Origin of the sequence: Amycolatopsis sp. NPDC048633 (assembly GCF_040650695.1) — a bacterium.
GTDB lineage: Bacteria > Actinomycetota > Actinomycetes > Mycobacteriales > Pseudonocardiaceae > Amycolatopsis.
On the sequence record NZ_JBEZHS010000037.1, the window covers coordinates 46,154 to 60,681 of the forward strand.

General features: G+C 70.3%; 20 protein-coding genes. 8 read left to right on the forward strand and 12 right to left on the reverse strand.

Features of this window, described 5'->3' with window-relative positions; all coding sequences use genetic code 11:
- Positions 1-35: 35 nt before the first annotated feature.
- Positions 36-830 carry a PIG-L family deacetylase gene (locus AB0C38_RS41035; protein ID WP_360683896.1) on the forward strand — a complete coding sequence of 265 codons (795 nt, stop codon included), beginning with the start codon at positions 36-38 and terminating at the stop codon, positions 828-830.
- Here AB0C38_RS41035 and AB0C38_RS41040 read toward each other — a convergent pair.
- On the reverse strand, positions 763-1,512 hold the full coding sequence (locus AB0C38_RS41040) for a DeoR/GlpR family DNA-binding transcription regulator (RefSeq protein ID WP_360683899.1): 750 nt from the start codon (positions 1,510-1,512) through the stop codon (positions 763-765). The genes AB0C38_RS41035 and AB0C38_RS41040 overlap by 68 nt on opposite strands.
- 48 nt (positions 1,513-1,560) lie before the next feature.
- On the opposite strand from AB0C38_RS41040, the gene AB0C38_RS41045 reads away from it, so the two are divergent.
- Positions 1,561-2,187: an NUDIX domain-containing protein gene (locus AB0C38_RS41045; RefSeq protein ID WP_360683902.1), complete on the forward strand. Its 627-nt coding sequence runs from the start codon at positions 1,561-1,563 to the stop codon at positions 2,185-2,187.
- A 210-nt stretch (positions 2,188-2,397) separates the two neighbouring features.
- Here the strand turns inward: AB0C38_RS41045 and AB0C38_RS41050 are convergent, their stop codons facing one another.
- The 3 genes from AB0C38_RS41050 to AB0C38_RS41060 form a co-directional block, all read right to left on the reverse strand.
- Positions 2,398-2,745 carry an RNA polymerase-binding protein RbpA gene (locus tag AB0C38_RS41050; RefSeq protein WP_003081521.1) on the reverse strand — a complete coding sequence of 116 codons (348 nt, stop codon included), beginning with the start codon at positions 2,743-2,745 and terminating at the stop codon, positions 2,398-2,400.
- Between the two features lie 226 nt (positions 2,746-2,971).
- Positions 2,972-3,736, reverse strand: coding sequence for a thymidine kinase (locus AB0C38_RS41055; protein ID WP_360683905.1), 765 nt, complete (start codon positions 3,734-3,736; stop codon positions 2,972-2,974).
- A 76-nt stretch (positions 3,737-3,812) separates the two neighbouring features.
- Entirely contained in the window at positions 3,813-5,213 is a 1,401-nt protein-coding gene (locus AB0C38_RS41060; RefSeq protein WP_360683908.1) for an MFS transporter, read from the reverse strand.
- 244 nt (positions 5,214-5,457) lie between these two features.
- Here AB0C38_RS41060 and AB0C38_RS41065 point away from each other — a divergent pair, with 244 nt between their 5' ends.
- Positions 5,458-6,126 (forward strand): transglycosylase family protein, encoded by a 669-nt coding sequence (locus tag AB0C38_RS41065; protein WP_360683911.1) that lies wholly within the window; start codon positions 5,458-5,460, stop codon positions 6,124-6,126.
- Between the two features lie 3 nt (positions 6,127-6,129).
- Here AB0C38_RS41065 and AB0C38_RS41070 read toward each other — a convergent pair whose 3' ends face one another.
- A complete protein-coding gene (locus AB0C38_RS41070) occupies positions 6,130-6,921 on the reverse strand; it encodes a glycerophosphodiester phosphodiesterase (protein WP_360683914.1) in 792 nt (263 codons plus the stop codon).
- Between the two features lie 66 nt (positions 6,922-6,987).
- Here AB0C38_RS41070 and AB0C38_RS41075 point away from each other — a divergent pair, with 66 nt between their 5' ends.
- Positions 6,988-7,368 carry a hypothetical protein gene (locus tag AB0C38_RS41075; RefSeq protein WP_360683917.1) on the forward strand — a complete coding sequence of 127 codons (381 nt, stop codon included), beginning with the start codon at positions 6,988-6,990 and terminating at the stop codon, positions 7,366-7,368.
- 39 nt (positions 7,369-7,407) lie between these two features.
- Here AB0C38_RS41075 and AB0C38_RS41080 read toward each other — a convergent pair whose 3' ends face one another.
- The 5 genes from AB0C38_RS41080 to AB0C38_RS41100 all read right to left on the reverse strand — a co-directional run bounded on the left by AB0C38_RS41080 (position 7,408) and on the right by AB0C38_RS41100 (position 10,704).
- Complete coding sequence (locus tag AB0C38_RS41080) at positions 7,408-8,388, reverse strand: tyrosine-type recombinase/integrase (RefSeq protein ID WP_360683920.1); 981 nt, start codon at positions 8,386-8,388, stop codon at positions 7,408-7,410.
- 537 nt (positions 8,389-8,925) lie between these two features.
- Positions 8,926-9,366: an SRPBCC domain-containing protein gene (locus AB0C38_RS41085; RefSeq protein WP_360683923.1), complete on the reverse strand. Its 441-nt coding sequence runs from the start codon at positions 9,364-9,366 to the stop codon at positions 8,926-8,928.
- Positions 9,367-9,378: 12 nt separating this feature from the next.
- On the reverse strand, positions 9,379-9,711 hold the full coding sequence (locus tag AB0C38_RS41090; protein ID WP_360683926.1) for a metalloregulator ArsR/SmtB family transcription factor: 333 nt from the start codon (positions 9,709-9,711) through the stop codon (positions 9,379-9,381).
- Complete coding sequence (locus AB0C38_RS41095; protein WP_360683929.1) at positions 9,708-10,154, reverse strand: SRPBCC domain-containing protein; 447 nt, start codon at positions 10,152-10,154, stop codon at positions 9,708-9,710. Before AB0C38_RS41095 ends, AB0C38_RS41090 begins: the two co-directional genes overlap by 4 nt.
- A 31-nt stretch (positions 10,155-10,185) precedes the next feature.
- A complete protein-coding gene (locus tag AB0C38_RS41100; RefSeq protein ID WP_360683932.1) occupies positions 10,186-10,704 on the reverse strand; it encodes an N-acetyltransferase family protein in 519 nt (172 codons plus the stop codon).
- 41 nt (positions 10,705-10,745) lie between these two features.
- Here AB0C38_RS41100 and AB0C38_RS41105 point away from each other — a divergent pair, with 41 nt between their 5' ends.
- A complete protein-coding gene (locus AB0C38_RS41105; protein ID WP_360683935.1) occupies positions 10,746-11,303 on the forward strand; it encodes a cupin domain-containing protein in 558 nt (185 codons plus the stop codon).
- A 49-nt stretch (positions 11,304-11,352) separates the two neighbouring features.
- Positions 11,353-11,994, forward strand: a complete 642-nt coding sequence (locus AB0C38_RS41110; RefSeq protein ID WP_360683938.1) for a DUF1345 domain-containing protein — start codon at positions 11,353-11,355, stop codon at positions 11,992-11,994.
- Here AB0C38_RS41110 and AB0C38_RS41115 read toward each other — a convergent pair.
- A complete protein-coding gene (locus AB0C38_RS41115) occupies positions 11,981-12,952 on the reverse strand; it encodes an SDR family NAD(P)-dependent oxidoreductase (RefSeq protein WP_360683941.1) in 972 nt (323 codons plus the stop codon). The genes AB0C38_RS41110 and AB0C38_RS41115 overlap by 14 nt on opposite strands.
- Positions 12,953-13,006: 54 nt before the next feature.
- Between AB0C38_RS41115 and AB0C38_RS41120 the strand changes: the two genes are divergently transcribed.
- Complete coding sequence (locus AB0C38_RS41120) at positions 13,007-13,462, forward strand: hypothetical protein (protein ID WP_360683944.1); 456 nt, start codon at positions 13,007-13,009, stop codon at positions 13,460-13,462.
- Here AB0C38_RS41120 and AB0C38_RS41125 read toward each other — a convergent pair.
- Positions 13,437-14,048, reverse strand: coding sequence for a TetR/AcrR family transcriptional regulator (locus AB0C38_RS41125; RefSeq protein WP_360683947.1), 612 nt, complete (start codon positions 14,046-14,048; stop codon positions 13,437-13,439). The two genes, AB0C38_RS41120 and AB0C38_RS41125, sit on opposite strands and share 26 nt — an antisense overlap.
- 23 nt (positions 14,049-14,071) lie before the next feature.
- Between AB0C38_RS41125 and AB0C38_RS41130 the strand changes: the two genes are divergently transcribed.
- Positions 14,072-14,527: an SRPBCC family protein gene (locus AB0C38_RS41130; RefSeq protein WP_360683950.1), complete on the forward strand. Its 456-nt coding sequence runs from the start codon at positions 14,072-14,074 to the stop codon at positions 14,525-14,527.
- Position 14,528: the final 1 nt, after the last annotated feature.

Below are 14,528 nucleotides of genomic sequence, written 5' to 3' on the forward strand. Positions count from 1 at the left end.
GCGGACTTCTCCCGTCATCGGCCATCATGGGGCCGATGACGACCATCGTGGCCTTTCACGCCCACGCCGACGACCCCGTGGTGCTCAGCGGGGGCACCCTGGCCCGCGCGGCGGCCGACGGGCACCGGGTGGTGGTCGTCGTGGCCACCGACGGCATGGACGCCGAGTACCCGACGCCCCGCTGGCGGGAGCTGGAGGCGAGCGCGGCCATCCTCGGCGTCCGGCGCGTCGTGCACCTCGGGTACGCCGACAGCGGGCACGGGCCCGAGCTGTACCCGGATCCGCCCGGCCGGCAGCGCTTCGCCCGCGCGGACACCGAGGAGGCCGCGCACCGGCTCGCGGCCGTGCTGCACGAGGAAAAGGCCGATCTCCTGCTCGGCTACGACGCAGGCGGCGGCTACGGCCACCGCGACCACGTCAAGGTCCACGAGGTCGCCCGGCGGGCGGCCCGGCTGACCGGGACACGGCTGATGGAAGCGACGATGCCGCGCGAGACCGTCGTCCGGCTCGTCCGGGTGGTCCGCGCGCTGCGGATCCCGTTCCGGTACGACCACGCCGCCTTCGGCGGGCTCTACAGCCCGGCCTCGGCCATCACCCACCGCTTCGACGTGCGGCGGTTCGCCGGGCGCAAGCAGGCGGCGCTGGCCGCGCACGTGTCCGACGTGCGCGGCCGCGGGCGGCTCGCGGCGGTGCTGCGGGTGCTCGTGTGGCTGCCGGCGCCGGTGTTCGCGCTGGTGGCGGGCCACGAGTGGTACGTCGAGGTCAAAGGAACCGGACCCCGATCGCTGCAAGTTTCTGCACGTTCTGGTCGGAGTGGTCGGCGTCAGTGATGACGCCGGCGATGTCGGCGAACGGCAGCACGGTGAACCGGGAAGCGGCACCGAGCTTCTCGGCGCTGGCCAGGACGTAGGTGTCGGCCGCGCGCCGGGCCAGGGTGCGTTTCATCGCGGCTTCGTCGGCGTCGCCGGTGGTGAGCCCGGCGTCGGGGTGGACGCCGGTGACGCCGAGCAGGAAGACGTCGGCGCTGATCGCCTGGGCGGCCTCGGCCGCGGCGGCGCCGCAGGTGACCGCGGAGTGCCGGAACAGGCGCCCGCCCAGCAGGAAGACCTCGACGCCCGCGTGGTCGAGCAGGGCCACGGCGACGGTCGGGCTGTGGGTGACGACGGTGGCCTCGAGGTCTTTCGGCAGGGCCTTGGCGACGGCCAGCGTAGTGGTGCCGCCGTCGAGGATGACCGTCGAGCCGGGCCGGACCAGGCCGGCGGCGGTCGCGGCGACCCGGTCCTTGCCGTCGACGGCGATCGCGGTCCGGCTCGCGTAGTCGGCGATGGCGGGGGAGACGGGCAGCGCTCCGCCGTAGACGCGCTGGCATAGTCCCGCGGCGGCCAGGTCGCGCAGGTCGCGGCGGATGCTGTCCTCCGAGACGCCGAGTTCGGCCGCCACGTCCTTCGCCAGCACCTTGCCGTCGGCCGCGAGCCGGGCGAGCAGCAGGTCACGACGTTCGCCGACCAACATGCACAATCCTCCTTGTTTCTGCCGAGTCGTGCACATTATGGTCGCGGCATGACCTCATCGACAAGCCTGACCCGCACTCTGGCCCGCAACCCGCGGGTCCGGATCACCGACGTCGAAGTGCTGTCGTCGGCCTGGTACGTGCTGCGCCGCACGACGTTCGACTACCAGCACCGCGACGGCCGCTGGACCACCGAGCAGCGGGAGACCTACGACCGCGGCAACGGCGCCACCGTGCTGCTCTACGACGTGGCGGGCGCGACGGTGCTGCTGACGCGCCAGTTCCGCTACCCGGTCTACGTGAACGACCACCCGGACGGGATGTTCCTGGAGGCGGCGGCGGGCCTGCTGGACGCCGACGACGCGGAGACGGCGATCCGCCGCGAGGCGCAGGAGGAGACCGGCGTCCGCATCGGCGAGCTGGAGCACGTGTTCGACGTCTACACGAGCCCGGGCTCGGTGACCGAGCGCCTCCACTGCTACGCGGCGCCGTACGACCCGGCCGACCGCGGCGAGGGCGGCGGCATCGCGGAGGAGGGGGAGGACATCGAGGTGGTCGAGCTGCCGTTCACCGACGCCAAGAAGATGATCGAGACGGGCGAGATCGCGGACGCGAAGACGATCATGATGCTGCAGTGGGCAGCCCTGCGAGGCCCGTTCCGCGACGCACCGGGGTAAGCACGTACCCGGAGGGTCGGGTCACGTACCGGAACGGTCGGTTCGCGTACCTGGAGGGTCGGCCAGGTAACCGACCCTCCAGGTACGCGAGCCGACTCCCTGGGTACGCGAGCCGACCCTCCGGGTACACGAAAGGCCCCCGCGGGGGGAGGTCGCGGGGGCCTTTCCGTTGTGGTGGGAGCGGTGGCTACGGGCCGACGCTCTCGGGGCTTACGCGGACCGGGAGGTCCGCCGGCCCTTCAGCTCGGCGAGACGTTCGTTCAACAGGTCCTCGAGCTCGGGGATCGTGCGCCGCTCGAGCAGCATGTCCCAGTGGGTGCGCGGCGGCTTGACCTTCTTCTGCTCGGGCTGCCCGCCATCCACGATCTCCGACTCGCTGCCGTGCAGGCGGCATTCCCAGACCGTCGGGATCTCGGCGTCGTCGGAGAACGGCACCTCGAACTCGTGGTTCTTGGGGCAGGCGTAACGCACGGTGCGGCGAGGAGCGAGGTCGTGGTTGCGGTCGGTCTCGTAGCTGACCGCTCCCAGCCGGCTTCCACGAAGAACACGGTCGGCCATGATGGGGGTCCTTTCAGTCAGCTCCGGGTGGAGCCTGGGTGTTGCTCACCCTATGCAACGACTTGGGGCCCCCGAGGATTCCCGGGATGCCATGTCGTTGCTCACGATGAGCTGCGTCACCCAACGGCATCAGCTTCCTCTAGTAGGAGGCGTTTCGCGCTTCGGCGTGACGTCAATACGGCCTTCTTAGTGCTGATATCCCCCGGATGGGCTACTAACGCCCACGTCAGGTCAACCGTAACTGACCGTGACGACCAGTAACGGGCCCCAAGTCACCCGATCGGAAGTGGCGGCGACACAATACCTGATAACGCACGGTAGCGTTTTCGGCCTCAAAACCCGCCAAAGCTGAAGATTCAACTACGGATTGTTCGGTATCTGCCACCACAACGGTGTCACCTTCGCGCACGACCTCACCGTCGAGGACCCGCGCGTTGAACCGTCCCGGCAGCCCGCACCAGCACAACACCTCCACCTGAACGGGCTGCAGCTCGTCCGCCAGTTCGAACAGGCGAGCGGCCCCCGGGAACAACCGGCTCCGGAAGTCCGTCGCGATACCGAAGCAGTACACGTCGATCTCGACCTCGTCGGCCAGCTCGGCCAGCTGGTCGACCTGCCCGGGGGAGAGGAACTGCGCCTCGTCCACCACGACGTAGTCCACGTGCTGCCCCCGCGCCCACTCCTGGCGCACCAGGTCCCGCACGTCGGTGTCCTCGCCGACCTCCACCGCCTGCCGGCTCAGCCCGATCCGGCTCGAGATCTGCGGCGCGCCCGAACGGTCGTGGCGCACCAGCACCAGCCCGCGCCGGCCCTGCCGCGCGTGGTTGTGGTCGATCTGCAGCGCCAAGGTCGACTTCCCGCAGTCCATCGGCCCGTAACAGAACTTCAGCCTGCCCACCGGCGGCGTCCCGCGGCGCGAACCGGCCGCGGGCACCGACGAGAGGGCGTCGGTCGGGTCGGGGCCCCCGGCCCGGTCGTTCAACAAGGTCACGACACCCGACCCTATCGGTGTCTGGACAGTCGTTCAGGACCGCCCGGGTGACAACCGATCGTGCCTCGTCACAGCCTCACAAGACTTCCGGCGGCGTGTTGCCCGCCGCCACGATCGCCCGCCGCACCGGCACCAGCCAGACCAGCACCAGACCCGCCGCGAAGAAGATCACCAGCGCGATGATGGCCAGCCGGAACGACCCCGTCGCCTGCCCGACCCCGGCGAACAGCAACGGCCCCAGCCACGACGTCCCGCGCTCACCCACGACGTAGAGCGAGTAGTACTGCGCGTCCTTGCCCGCCGGGATCATCTGGCTGAACAACGACCGCGACAGCGCGTTCGTCCCGCCCAGCACCAGCCCGATCCCGACGGCCACCGCCAGGAACTGCACCAGCTGCTTCGGCTGCACGAAGTACGCCCCCGCCAGCACCACCACCCACAGCACCAGGCTGCCCAGGATCGTCCGCTTCGCCCCGATCCGCCGCGCCACCAGCCCGTGCAGCGTCCCGCCCAGGTACGCGACGAACTGGATCACCAGGATCGTCATGATCAGGACCTCGTTGCCGAAGCCCAGCTCGTCCTTCCCGTACTGCGCCGACACCGTCACCACCGTGTTGATCCCGTCGGTGAAGACCAGGTAGCTGCCCAGGAAGGCCAGCGTCAACGGGTACGCCTTCGCCGCCACGATCGTCTGCCACAGCTCCGCGAAGCCCGACCGCAGCACCGACGTCCCCGGGGCGACGTCGACCGGCGAGTGCCGGCGGGGGAGCGCCCGCACCGCGGGGATGGTGAACAGCGCCCACCACAGCCCCGAGGTCAGGAAGCAGATCTGCACCGCCGTGTCCTTGCTCACCCCGAAGGCGTCGTGGCCGAGGTAGAGCCCCAGCTGCAACACCAGCGCGAGCCCGCCGCCCAGGTACCCGAACGCCCAGCCCTTCGCCGAGATGTCGTCCCGCTCGTCCGGCCCGCCGATGTCGACCAGGAACGAGTAGTAGACGACCAGCGAACCGCCGTAGCCGATGTTCGCGATGATGAACAGCACCACGCCCAGCTGCCAGTCCGAACCGGCGAAGAAGAACATCGCCGCCGAGGCCACCGCACCCAGGAACGCGAACCCGCCCAGGATCCGGCGCTTGTTGTGGCTCCGGTCGGCCACCGCACCCGCGATCGGCAGCACCAGCACCTGCACGACCGTCGCCACCGACAGCAGGTAGCCCCACACCGAACCGGCGGGGAAGTGCAACCCGAACAACGTCACGTCGCAGTGGTCGAGCGTGTCCACCGCACCGGCCGCGTCCACGCACGGGCGGTCCCCGTTAAGGGTGAAGTTCGTTTTCGCGTCCGCCGCCGCGATCGTGCTCATGGAGAGCGCGCCGAACACCGTCGTCGTCGACGAATAGAACGGCGAATTCGCCCAGTCGTAGAAATACCAGCCCCAGCGCTCGCGCTTGGTCGAGCGCGTCCCGGCCAGCGTCATCCACGGCTCCTCATCCTCGAGAACGTCCAGGTCAGCGCGGAGACTACTGGGCCGTAGCGAAGCGGGTGAACGCACCACCGAAACCGTGTCCGGTTCGTCGCTTCGTGATCATCCGCCACTTCCGTGGCAATCACGGTCCGCCATTGACGGCGTGTCGCTGACCAGAGTGAAAGGTGTTTCGTGTGAGACTGAAGCGCGGAGTGTGTCTCTTGTGGCCAAAGAGGCACGCTCCTACTGTGCTCCCATGATCCAGAACCGGAGACGCACCGCCGCGAGAACCCTCCTTCTCGCCATCGCCGCCATGGGTCTGCAGCTCACCGTCCCCGCCGTCGCCTCCGCGGACCCCGCGTCGACGGCCTGGGCCAAGCTCCGCATGTGCGAGTCGAGCGGCCGCTACGCCACCAACACCGGCAACGGCTACTACGGCGCCTACCAGTTCGACCTGCCCACCTGGCGCAGCGTCGGCGGCGCCGGCCGCCCCGACCAGGCCGCCCCCGCCGAACAGGACTACCGGGCCCTCTACCTCTACCGCATGCGCGGCTGGCAACCCTGGCAGTGCGCCGGCATGCTCAAGCTCACCGGCGACGCCGACGCCCGCAGCAAGCGCGTCCCCTCCTACGCCGAAGCCGCCTACATCGGCGGGGGACCGGCCCCCGCACCCACCCCGCCGCCCCCGAGCGGCAAACCGCCGTGGCCCGGCGTCGTCTACGCCTACGGCGACTGCGCCGCCCCGCTCAAGGCCTTCCAGCTCCGCATGAACGCTTTCGGCTACGGCTTCACCGGCACCGGCTGCTACTACGACAAGACCCGCACCGCCGTCCTCGATCTGCAGCGCGCCAACGGCATCAAGGACAGCGGCCTGCTCGGCCCCAAGACCTGGGAAGCCGCCTGGAACGGCAAACCACCCCGCTGACCCTCACGGCTCCTGGGACCGCTGCCAGGAGCCGCGCTCGATCAGCACCTCACGCAGCAGGTCCGGCCGGTCCGTCACGATCCCGTGCACCCCCAGGTCCAGCAACATCCGCATCTCCGCCGGATCGTCGATCGTCCACGTGTGCACCTCGATCCCGGACCGGCCGGCGATCGACAGGAACGCCTTGTCCACCACCCGCAGCGCCCCCTGCCGCACCGGCACCTGCGCCATCGCCCCCAGCACCAGCCGCCCGAGGGGGAGCAGCGGCAGCTTCCCCCGCGCCCAGAGCGCGAACGCCGACCGCGGCCCCATCGCCGTCACCAGCTTCGGCCCCGCCAGCTTCCGCAACCGCACCAGCCGCGCGTCCGAAAACGCCGCCGCCGCCACCCGGTCATGGGCGTTCGTCCGCTCCAGCACCCCGACGAACGGCGCCACCGCCTGATCGGCCTTCACGTCGATGTTGAACCGCGCGTCCGGCAGCTCCTCGAGCACGTCCTCCAGCCGCGACAGCGGAGCCCTCCCGCCGACCTTCACGTTCTTCAGCTGTTCCCACGTCTGCGTCGCGATCGCCCCCGAACCGTCCGTCGTCCGGTCCAGCCGCGCGTCGTGGTGCACCACCACCACACCGTCCGCCGTCGCGTGCACATCCGTCTCCAGGTACCGGTACCCCTCGGCACACGCCCGCCGGAACGCCGGCAGCGAATTCTCCAACCCGTCCAGCTCGTCCAGGTGCCAGCCACGGTGGGCGAAGGCACGGGGGAGCGGATCGGCCAGGTACGGGAACGACGACGGCATCCCCCAAGTGTGCCCTTCCGCCATGACCCCGGCATGAGCAACCGATGGCCAGCTAGGGTCTCCCGGGTGAGGGAAGCCGCCGAACTAGCCCAGCCCGCCCCCGTCGAAACCGTGCCCGCCCGCCGCGGCGCGCCCCGGCACTGCGGCTGGTGCGGACGACGCCTCCCCGAAGGCGGCAACGTCGGCCGCCGCCGCCGGTACTGCGGACAGTCCTGCCGCCAGCGCGCCTACGAACGCCGCACCGCCCTGCAGCGCAGCGGCCTGCCCGAAGACGCCGTCGTCCTCTCGGACGCCGAGATCGCCGCCCTCCAGGACCGCCTCTTCCAGCTCCGCTGCGCGGCCGAAGACATCGTCACCGCCGTCGACGACGGAGCCGACGCGGGGGAGCTACGCGGGCTCGCCCACGAGATCGCCCGCGCCGCCAGGGACCTCGAACAACTCCGCTGACGGTGACGGAAGTCGCAGCCGAACGTCGGGTCGCCCGCCTCAGCCCAACCCGTCCAACGCCCGGTAAGTCCGGTTGCTCGCCGCCGCCGCACGCTGCTCCCGGCCCGTCGCCTCGATGTAGTTCTGACTCGTCGCCAAGCTCGCGTGCCCCAGCAACGCCATGATCTCCGACGCCGTCGCCCCGTCCTCCGCCAACCGCGTCGCGAACGTGTGCCGCAACGCGTGCAGATTCGCCCCCACCGGCACCCGGTCGTGCAACCCCGCCCCGCGATAACACGACTTCACCAGGTACTCCAGCGCACCCCGCCCGATCGGCTCACCCGCCCGGTCCAGCAGCAACGGCGAACCAGGGGAGAACCGCACACTCGGGAACCGCACCCGGCACGACTCCCGGTACCGCTCGATCAGGTCCGCCAGTACCGGCTGCACCGGGATCGACCGATCCCGGCTGCCCTTCCCCTTCACGTGCAACCGCGGCTCACCCTCACGCCCCACCAGCGACCGCGCCGTCAACGCCCGCATCTCCGCCGCCCGCAACCCCGCCACCAGCCCCAGCGCGATCACCAGCACGTCCCGCTCCGGCCACGGGTCCCGCGCCCTCCGCGAACCCGCGGCCGCCGCCGACAGCAGCTGCTCCGGGGTTTCCTCGCCCCGCAACGGTTTCGGCGTCAACGCCGGCGTCCGCGGCCGCGCCACCGCGCCCATCGGGTTGCCGTCCAGCAGCCCGTCCGCCACGCAGAACGTCAGGAACTGGTTCCACGTCGACCAGGCCCGCAGCACCGAGCTCTTCGCGTGCCCGTCCGCGAACACGCCGAACACCGATCTCAGCGCCAGGCCGGTCAGATCGGTGACGTCCAGGTCTTCGGCCGGGCGGGCGAGCTCCAAAACCAGGAGAGTGGTGATCCCGGCGAGGTCACGGCGGTAGGCGTCGGTGGTGTGCGGTGAGTCCTTGCGGGGCCGGCGGGCCGCGAAGAAGGCTTGCTGGGCCTCGGAAACCTTCATGTGGATCTTGTACAGCACACCACCGACAATTCCGGTCGCCGGGTCACCCCCGACATTTCATGCATAATCGCCATTATGCATGAAATGTCGGTTTGGTCCGATCCGACCTCCCGGGGGATCCTGGACTCTCTCGGACGCCGATTCGGGCCCGAATCCGCCCCTCCGGGTGCGTTCACCGGGGATGCGCACATATGTTCGAGCAGCACAGAGGCTGCCTGAGACGCTCTGGGCGATCGTCAGCGAGCCGGCAGCGTCGGACCTTGCCAACTGCCGTCTCGGCGTCGGATCGCCCACCTTAGTTTCGTCACCGTGACGTTTTAGGGTCGAGTGGCGGCGCATCGGATCCACGCCTTCAGGGGATGCTCCTGCGGCCTTCTGAGGGGCACCCTCAGGGGCTCTGGCGTCCGACACGGGAGAACGCCGGAGGAGAAACCTCAGCAGGAGCCGTCCTGACGAACCGAACGCACCTCCCGGGAACCCGGCTTCAGCGCCCCTCCTGGCTCCCCGTCCCAGCACGTCCCCAAGTGCCGATAATGTACATTATGTCAAGTAATCTCAATGCCAGTCGCTGATCGCCACGTCCCTCGGGTCCGGGGCGCCCTCCCCGGTCTCCAGGAGCTGCTTGAGGCTCATCAGGAAGATCGCCCACTTGGTGCTGCAGTGGTGCATGAACTCCACCGGCTCACGCCAGCCTTCGTGCTTGAACAGGACGATCGTGTAGTCGCCACGCTGCTCGATGTCCCAGCGGATCGTCGTCCCGACCCACTCGGGCGGTCCGTCGACGACCTCCCAGCGGACGAGCCGGCCCGGGTCGAGCTCGGTGACCTTCATGTCGAAGCCGCCGGCGGTGAACCGGAACGCGATGACGCCGCCGAGCTCGGTGTCCCCGACCGTCTTCTGGGCCCACCACGCGGAGGGGCTGTCGAGGGTGGTGAGCGCCTCGTAAACCTTCTCCGGTGCGGACTTCTCGATGCCGATGCGGTGCAGGATGTCCATTTTCGTGCCTTTCTAGAGGTTCTTCTGGATGGTTTCGGCGATGCGCTTGATGCGGCGGAGCCGGGCGTCCCAGGCGGCGCCGACGTCGGCGAGCTGGGCGACGGCGCGGGCCAGCTGGGTTTCGTCGACGCGGTACTGCTTCTCGCGGCCGGCGGGTGTCGCGTGCACGAGGCCGACGCGGTCGAGGACGGTGAGGTGTTTCGCGACGGCTTGGCGGGTCACCGGGAGGTGTTCGCTGAGGCTGGTGGCCGTTGCGCTGCCCTGGTTCAGGAGGAGGTCGAGCATCCGGCGGCGGGTGGGGTCGCCGATCGCCGACCAGAGGTCGTCGTCCACGGCGGTGCTCACGAGGTGGCTTCGACCTTGGCGGCGTACGCGGGAATGCGGGGCAGGAAGTGGTCCCAGCCGCTGACGTGGTCGGCGTATTCGGCGGCGATCTTGGCTTCGTCCCAGCCGCGTTCGCGGAAGCCGGTTTCGGTCATCCGGAGCCGGGTGCCGGTGGCGGTCGGCTCGAGTTCGAAGACGACGAGGAACGAGTTGCCCGGTGCGGCGGTCTCCCCCTCGGCGTGGGTCCAGCGGAAGGAGAAGAGTTTCGGGGGTATGGCGTCGACGACGGTGAACTGCACCCAGTTGCCGCCGAAGCCGATGCGGCCTTCTCCCCCGGCTTCGACCGGGTATTCGGCCTCGTCGGGCCACCATTCGCGGAGGTGTTCGGGGCTGCTGACGACGTCGAAGACGACTTCGGGGGTGGCTTCGATGTGGATCTCGCGGTCGAGGGTTCCGTGTTCCATGCCGGCTCCTTGTGCAACGTTTGGTTGCGGGTCACGTTAGCGGGGCCGGCGGCGATGCGCAACCATCGGTTGCATGAAGGTCCTTCTGGACCCAGGCGACGTCGCGCCACGCGCCGTGCTTCCAGCCGACCTTCCGGTAGACGCCCGCCGGCTCGAACCCGAGTGCGCGGTGCAGGCCGGCGCTGGCGTCGTTCGGGAGGGTCATCCCGGCGAAGGCGCGGCAGAAGCCGTTGTCCCGCAGTCGTTCGAACAGCGTCTCGTACAGTGCGCGGCCGGCGCCGGTGCGGTGGCGGCCGTGTTCGAGGTAGATGCTCGTCTCGCACGACCACCGGTAGGCGGCGCGTTCGGCGAAGCGGTGGGCGTAGGCGAATCCGGCGACGTGGCTGTCGTCGTCGAGGACGAACCACGCGTGGGCGTCTTCGATCCGGCGGCCCATTTCGGCGATGGAGGGCGGTTCGTCCTCGAAGGAGATGACGGTGTCGGTGACGTAGGGCGCGTAGATGGCGGCGCAGGCGGCCGCGTCTTCGGGGGTGGCGTCTCTGATCGGCATGGCTCATATGGTAGCCAGAAGTGGTCGTATAGTATCAACCCATGACCGACCCCCTGACTGCTCGCCTGGCCGCCACCGTCCACACGGCACGGACGTCCCACGGTCTTTCGGCGGCCGCGCTGGCCGAGGCGTCCGGGGTGTCGCGCGCGATGATCGGGAAGATCGAGCGGGGTGACGTGCAGCCGACGGCGGCGTTGCTGGCGAAGCTGTCGGCGGCGCTGGGGATGACGTTGTCGGAGCTGATCGCGCGGGCCGAGGGTGACGAGCGGCGGCTGGTGCGCGTGGCCGAGCAGCCGGTGTGGGTGGATCCGGACACCGGGTACCGGCGGCGGGCGGTCTCCCCCGCCGCCGGCCGTCCGCTGGAGCTGGTCGAGATCGAGCTGCCCGCGGGTGCGGAGGTGCCGTTGCTCGCGAGCGCGTTCCTGCACCAGCAGATCTGGGTGCTGGACGGGCACCTGCGCCTCCGGGAGGGCACCGAGGTGCACGAGCTGGACGCCGGCGACTGCCTGCAGCTGGGGACCGCGCCGGAGCGGGTGTTCGCGAACCCGGGGTCGCTCCCCTGCCGGTACCTGGTGGCGCTGGTCCCGCGGGCCACCTGACCAGGTGATCCGGCGTGCCGTCGCGCGCGTAGGCCGCTAGCTTCGCGCCGTGCGTCGTCTGCGGAGGATCTGGTACCAGTGCGCGGAGTTCCTGCTGGTGGTGCTGGGGTTGGGGTGGCTGGTCGCGCCGGACACCGGGCTGGACGTGGTGTTCCTGCTGGCGTGGGACGTGCTGGCGGTGGCGGTGATCGTGACGCGGTTCCTGCGGATCCGCCGCTACCGGCTGGTGGATGACGCGGAGCCGACGTGGTTGCACAGCCTGCTGGGGCGGCGGTCGAGTTTCGCGGCGACGCTGCTGGTGAGCGTGGTCGGGATGTCGGCGGGCCTGCTGATCCTGGCGGCGAACGTGATCGCGGAGGAGGACGACGAGTACGCGTCGGTGCTGCAGATCAGTGCGGTGCCGGCGGTGCTCGCGGCGTGGATCCTGCTGCACTTCGGGTACGCGGACCGGTACGCGCACCTGCACTACCGGGCCGCTCCGGGGCCGGGGCTGCGGTTCCCGGCGACGGAGCGGCCGAACCTGCTGGACTTCGCGTACTTCGCCTTCACCGTGGGGACGTCGTTCGCGACGTCCGATGTGGAGGTTCAGGCGCGGCCGATCCGGTACACGGTGCTGACGCACAGCGTGGTGTCGTTCGTCTACAACACGGCGATCCTGGGGATCGCGGTGGGTGTGATCACCGGGAAATAGTGTCGACGCCGGTGAGGTCGGCCGACAGGGCCCAGAGCCGGGCGGCTTCGCCGGTGTCGATGGCGTAGTCGCGGACGCCGACGCGGTGGCGGACCGCGGTGACGCCGTCTTCGCCGGGGGCGGGCTCGGCGATGTCGCAGTCTTCGAGGTAGACGCCGCCCATGCCGTCGAGCTGGGGTGAGGTGGCGGCCCAGACCTGGGTGGCGGCGCCGGCTTCGGGTGTCTTGAAGTAGTCGGTGGGGTTGCCCTGTTCGTCGAGCCAGCCGTGGGCGTGCCACTCGTCCCGCGGGATGTGGCGCAGGAGGTTGGTCATGATCGAGCCGGGGTGCAGGGCGAAAGCGCGCACGCCGCGGTGGCGGCCGAGCCGGTCGAGGTGGACGGCGAACAGGACGTTGGCGGTCTTGGCCTGGCCGTAGGCGAGCCAGCGGTCGTAGTCGTGTCCGAAGTGGACGTCGTCCCAGCGGATCGGCGAGAAGTGGTGGCCGCGGGAGGAGACGGAGACGACGCGGGCGCCGTCGGCGATGGCCGGCCAGAGGTGGTTGACCAGGGCGAAGTGGCCGAGGTGGTTGGTGGCGAACTGGGCTTCCCAGCCGGGGCCGACGCGGGTTTCGGGGCAGGCCATGATGCCGGCGCTGCCGATGAGGAGGTCGAGGCGGCGGCCGGTGGCGAGGAAGCGGCCGGCGAAGGCGTCGACGCTGTCGAGGTCGGCGAGGTCGAGTTCGTCGATTTCGGTGTTGGCGATCCCGGCGAGGGCTTCCTCGGCCGTGGCGCGCCGGCGGGCGGGGACGATGACGTGGGCGCCGGCGTTGGCGAGGACGCGGGTGGTTTCCAGGCCGATGCCGGAGTAGCCGCCGGTGACGAGGGCGAGCTTGCCGGTCAGGTCGATGCCGGTGAGGACCTCGGCGGCGGTGCTGGTGGCGCCGTAGCCGGAGCCGATCTTGTGTTGGGGCGTGGTCATGGTTGCGACGTTAAGAGCTGGAGTGCGCTCCAGCGCAAGCGCGAGAATGGCGGTGTGGAGCGGGTGCTGGTGCTGGGGTGTGGTGGGTCCGGGAAGTCGGTGTTCGCGCGGCGGCTCGGGGTGCGGACCGGGTTGCCGGTGGTGGAGCTGGACAGCGTGTTCTGGCCGGCGGGGTTGTCGCGGGTGGACTGGGTCGCGCGGCAGCGGGAGCTGGTAGCGGGTCCGCGGTGGGTCCTGGACGGTGACCTCGGCCCGTACGACGTGCTGGAGGTGCGGGCCGGGGTGGCGGACACCGCGGTGCTGCTGAACCTGTCGCCGGTGCGGTGTGCGTGGCGGGCGCTGCGGCGCGGCCGGGAGCGGTGGGACTTCTGGTCGTGGCTGCTGACGTACCGGTGGCGGCACCTGCCGCAGGTGCGGCGGGTGCTCGCGGCGTCCGATGTGGACGTGGTGGAGCTGCGGTCGCCGCGGGCGGTGCGGGAGTTCCTCAGTCGCGCAGGTCGAGTGCTTTGACGGAGGAGTCGAGCCAGGCGGCGAGGAAGCGGTCCGGGGCGAGGTCGCCCGGGGTGTGTCCGATGAGGACGTCGAGGATCGGGTAGTAGGTCAGGGAGGCGACGAGCACGGCCGCGGTCGCTTCCGGGTCGGTGACGCGGGCTCTCCCCTGGTCTCGCAGGGTGGTGATCCAGTCGGTGCCGCGGCGGTACACGGACGCGATGACGCCTTGCCACATGCGCTCGAAGAGGTCGGGGAAGCCGGTGAACTCGCGGATCATCAGGCGGACGAGGTCGCGGTCGGCGGCCAGGAACGCCCAGACGACGTCGGCGAGCACGCGCAGCGCTTCGCGGGGGTCGTCCGGGAGCCGGGCGTCGGCGGTTTCGGTGGCGCGGGCGGCGAGGCGTCCGAGGTTGTCGTGCACGGCCGCTTCCAGGAGGGCGGCCTTCGAGGGGAAGTGCTTGTAGAGCGCGCCGGAGCCGGGGTTGAGGCCGCACGCGGTCTGGATGTCGGCGACGGAGGTCGTGTCGTAGCCGCGGGTGGCGAAGAGGTGGACGGCTTCGTCGAGGATGCGGCGGCGGGTGACGCCGGGGGTTGTTCGCGCCATAAGTGAGAGACTACTCTCTTTCTATGGTGGAAGTGACCGTGGAAGAGACGATGTCGTGCCCGCCGGACGCCTTTCTCGCGCTGGTCATGGACCCGCGGCGGTACGCGGAGGTCGACCCCAAGCTGGGCGCCATCGACTGGGTGCGCCGGGACGGCGATGTCACCGAGTTCCGGTTCCGCTCGGCGCTGCCCGGGCTGGGGCCGGGCCCGAAGATCGTGTCGCGGATGACGCTGACGCCGGGTGAGCGCGTCGACGTCCACCTCCCCGACCGGCCGGAGAACCGGCTGGCCCGGCGGTTCTCGTCGTTCGAAGCGTCTTTCTCGTGCGCGCCGGTGGACGGCGGGATCCGGGTGACGCGGCGGATCGCGTTCGGGTTCGCCGCTCCCCTGCGTCTGCTCGTCGAGCCGGTCCTGCGGCGGAAGCTGCGAGCCGACGTCGAGGCCGAGATCCGGGGTGCGAAGCGGCTCCTGGAGCGTTGAC

Excerpts from the sequence above, each read along its gene's own strand:
- AB0C38_RS41035 (WP_360683896.1), top strand. The coding sequence starts at position 36 with ATGACGACCATCGTGGCCTTTCACGCCCACGCCGACGACCCCGTGGTG.
- AB0C38_RS41040 (WP_360683899.1), bottom strand. The coding sequence starts at position 1,512 with ATGTTGGTCGGCGAACGTCGTGACCTGCTGCTCGCCCGGCTCGCGGCC.
- AB0C38_RS41045 (WP_360683902.1), top strand. The coding sequence starts at position 1,561 with ATGACCTCATCGACAAGCCTGACCCGCACTCTGGCCCGCAACCCGCGG.
- AB0C38_RS41050 (WP_003081521.1), bottom strand. The coding sequence starts at position 2,745 with ATGGCCGACCGTGTTCTTCGTGGAAGCCGGCTGGGAGCGGTCAGCTAC.
- AB0C38_RS41060 (WP_360683908.1), bottom strand. The coding sequence starts at position 5,213 with ATGACGCTGGCCGGGACGCGCTCGACCAAGCGCGAGCGCTGGGGCTGG.
- AB0C38_RS41065 (WP_360683911.1), top strand. The coding sequence starts at position 5,458 with ATGATCCAGAACCGGAGACGCACCGCCGCGAGAACCCTCCTTCTCGCC.
- AB0C38_RS41070 (WP_360683914.1), bottom strand. The coding sequence starts at position 6,921 with ATGCCGTCGTCGTTCCCGTACCTGGCCGATCCGCTCCCCCGTGCCTTC.
- AB0C38_RS41085 (WP_360683923.1), bottom strand. The coding sequence starts at position 9,366 with ATGGACATCCTGCACCGCATCGGCATCGAGAAGTCCGCACCGGAGAAG.
- AB0C38_RS41095 (WP_360683929.1), bottom strand. The coding sequence starts at position 10,154 with ATGGAACACGGAACCCTCGACCGCGAGATCCACATCGAAGCCACCCCC.
- AB0C38_RS41100 (WP_360683932.1), bottom strand. The coding sequence starts at position 10,704 with ATGCCGATCAGAGACGCCACCCCCGAAGACGCGGCCGCCTGCGCCGCC.
- AB0C38_RS41105 (WP_360683935.1), top strand. The coding sequence starts at position 10,746 with ATGACCGACCCCCTGACTGCTCGCCTGGCCGCCACCGTCCACACGGCA.
- AB0C38_RS41115 (WP_360683941.1), bottom strand. The coding sequence starts at position 12,952 with ATGACCACGCCCCAACACAAGATCGGCTCCGGCTACGGCGCCACCAGC.
- AB0C38_RS41125 (WP_360683947.1), bottom strand. The coding sequence starts at position 14,048 with ATGGCGCGAACAACCCCCGGCGTCACCCGCCGCCGCATCCTCGACGAA.
- AB0C38_RS41130 (WP_360683950.1), top strand. The coding sequence starts at position 14,072 with ATGGTGGAAGTGACCGTGGAAGAGACGATGTCGTGCCCGCCGGACGCC.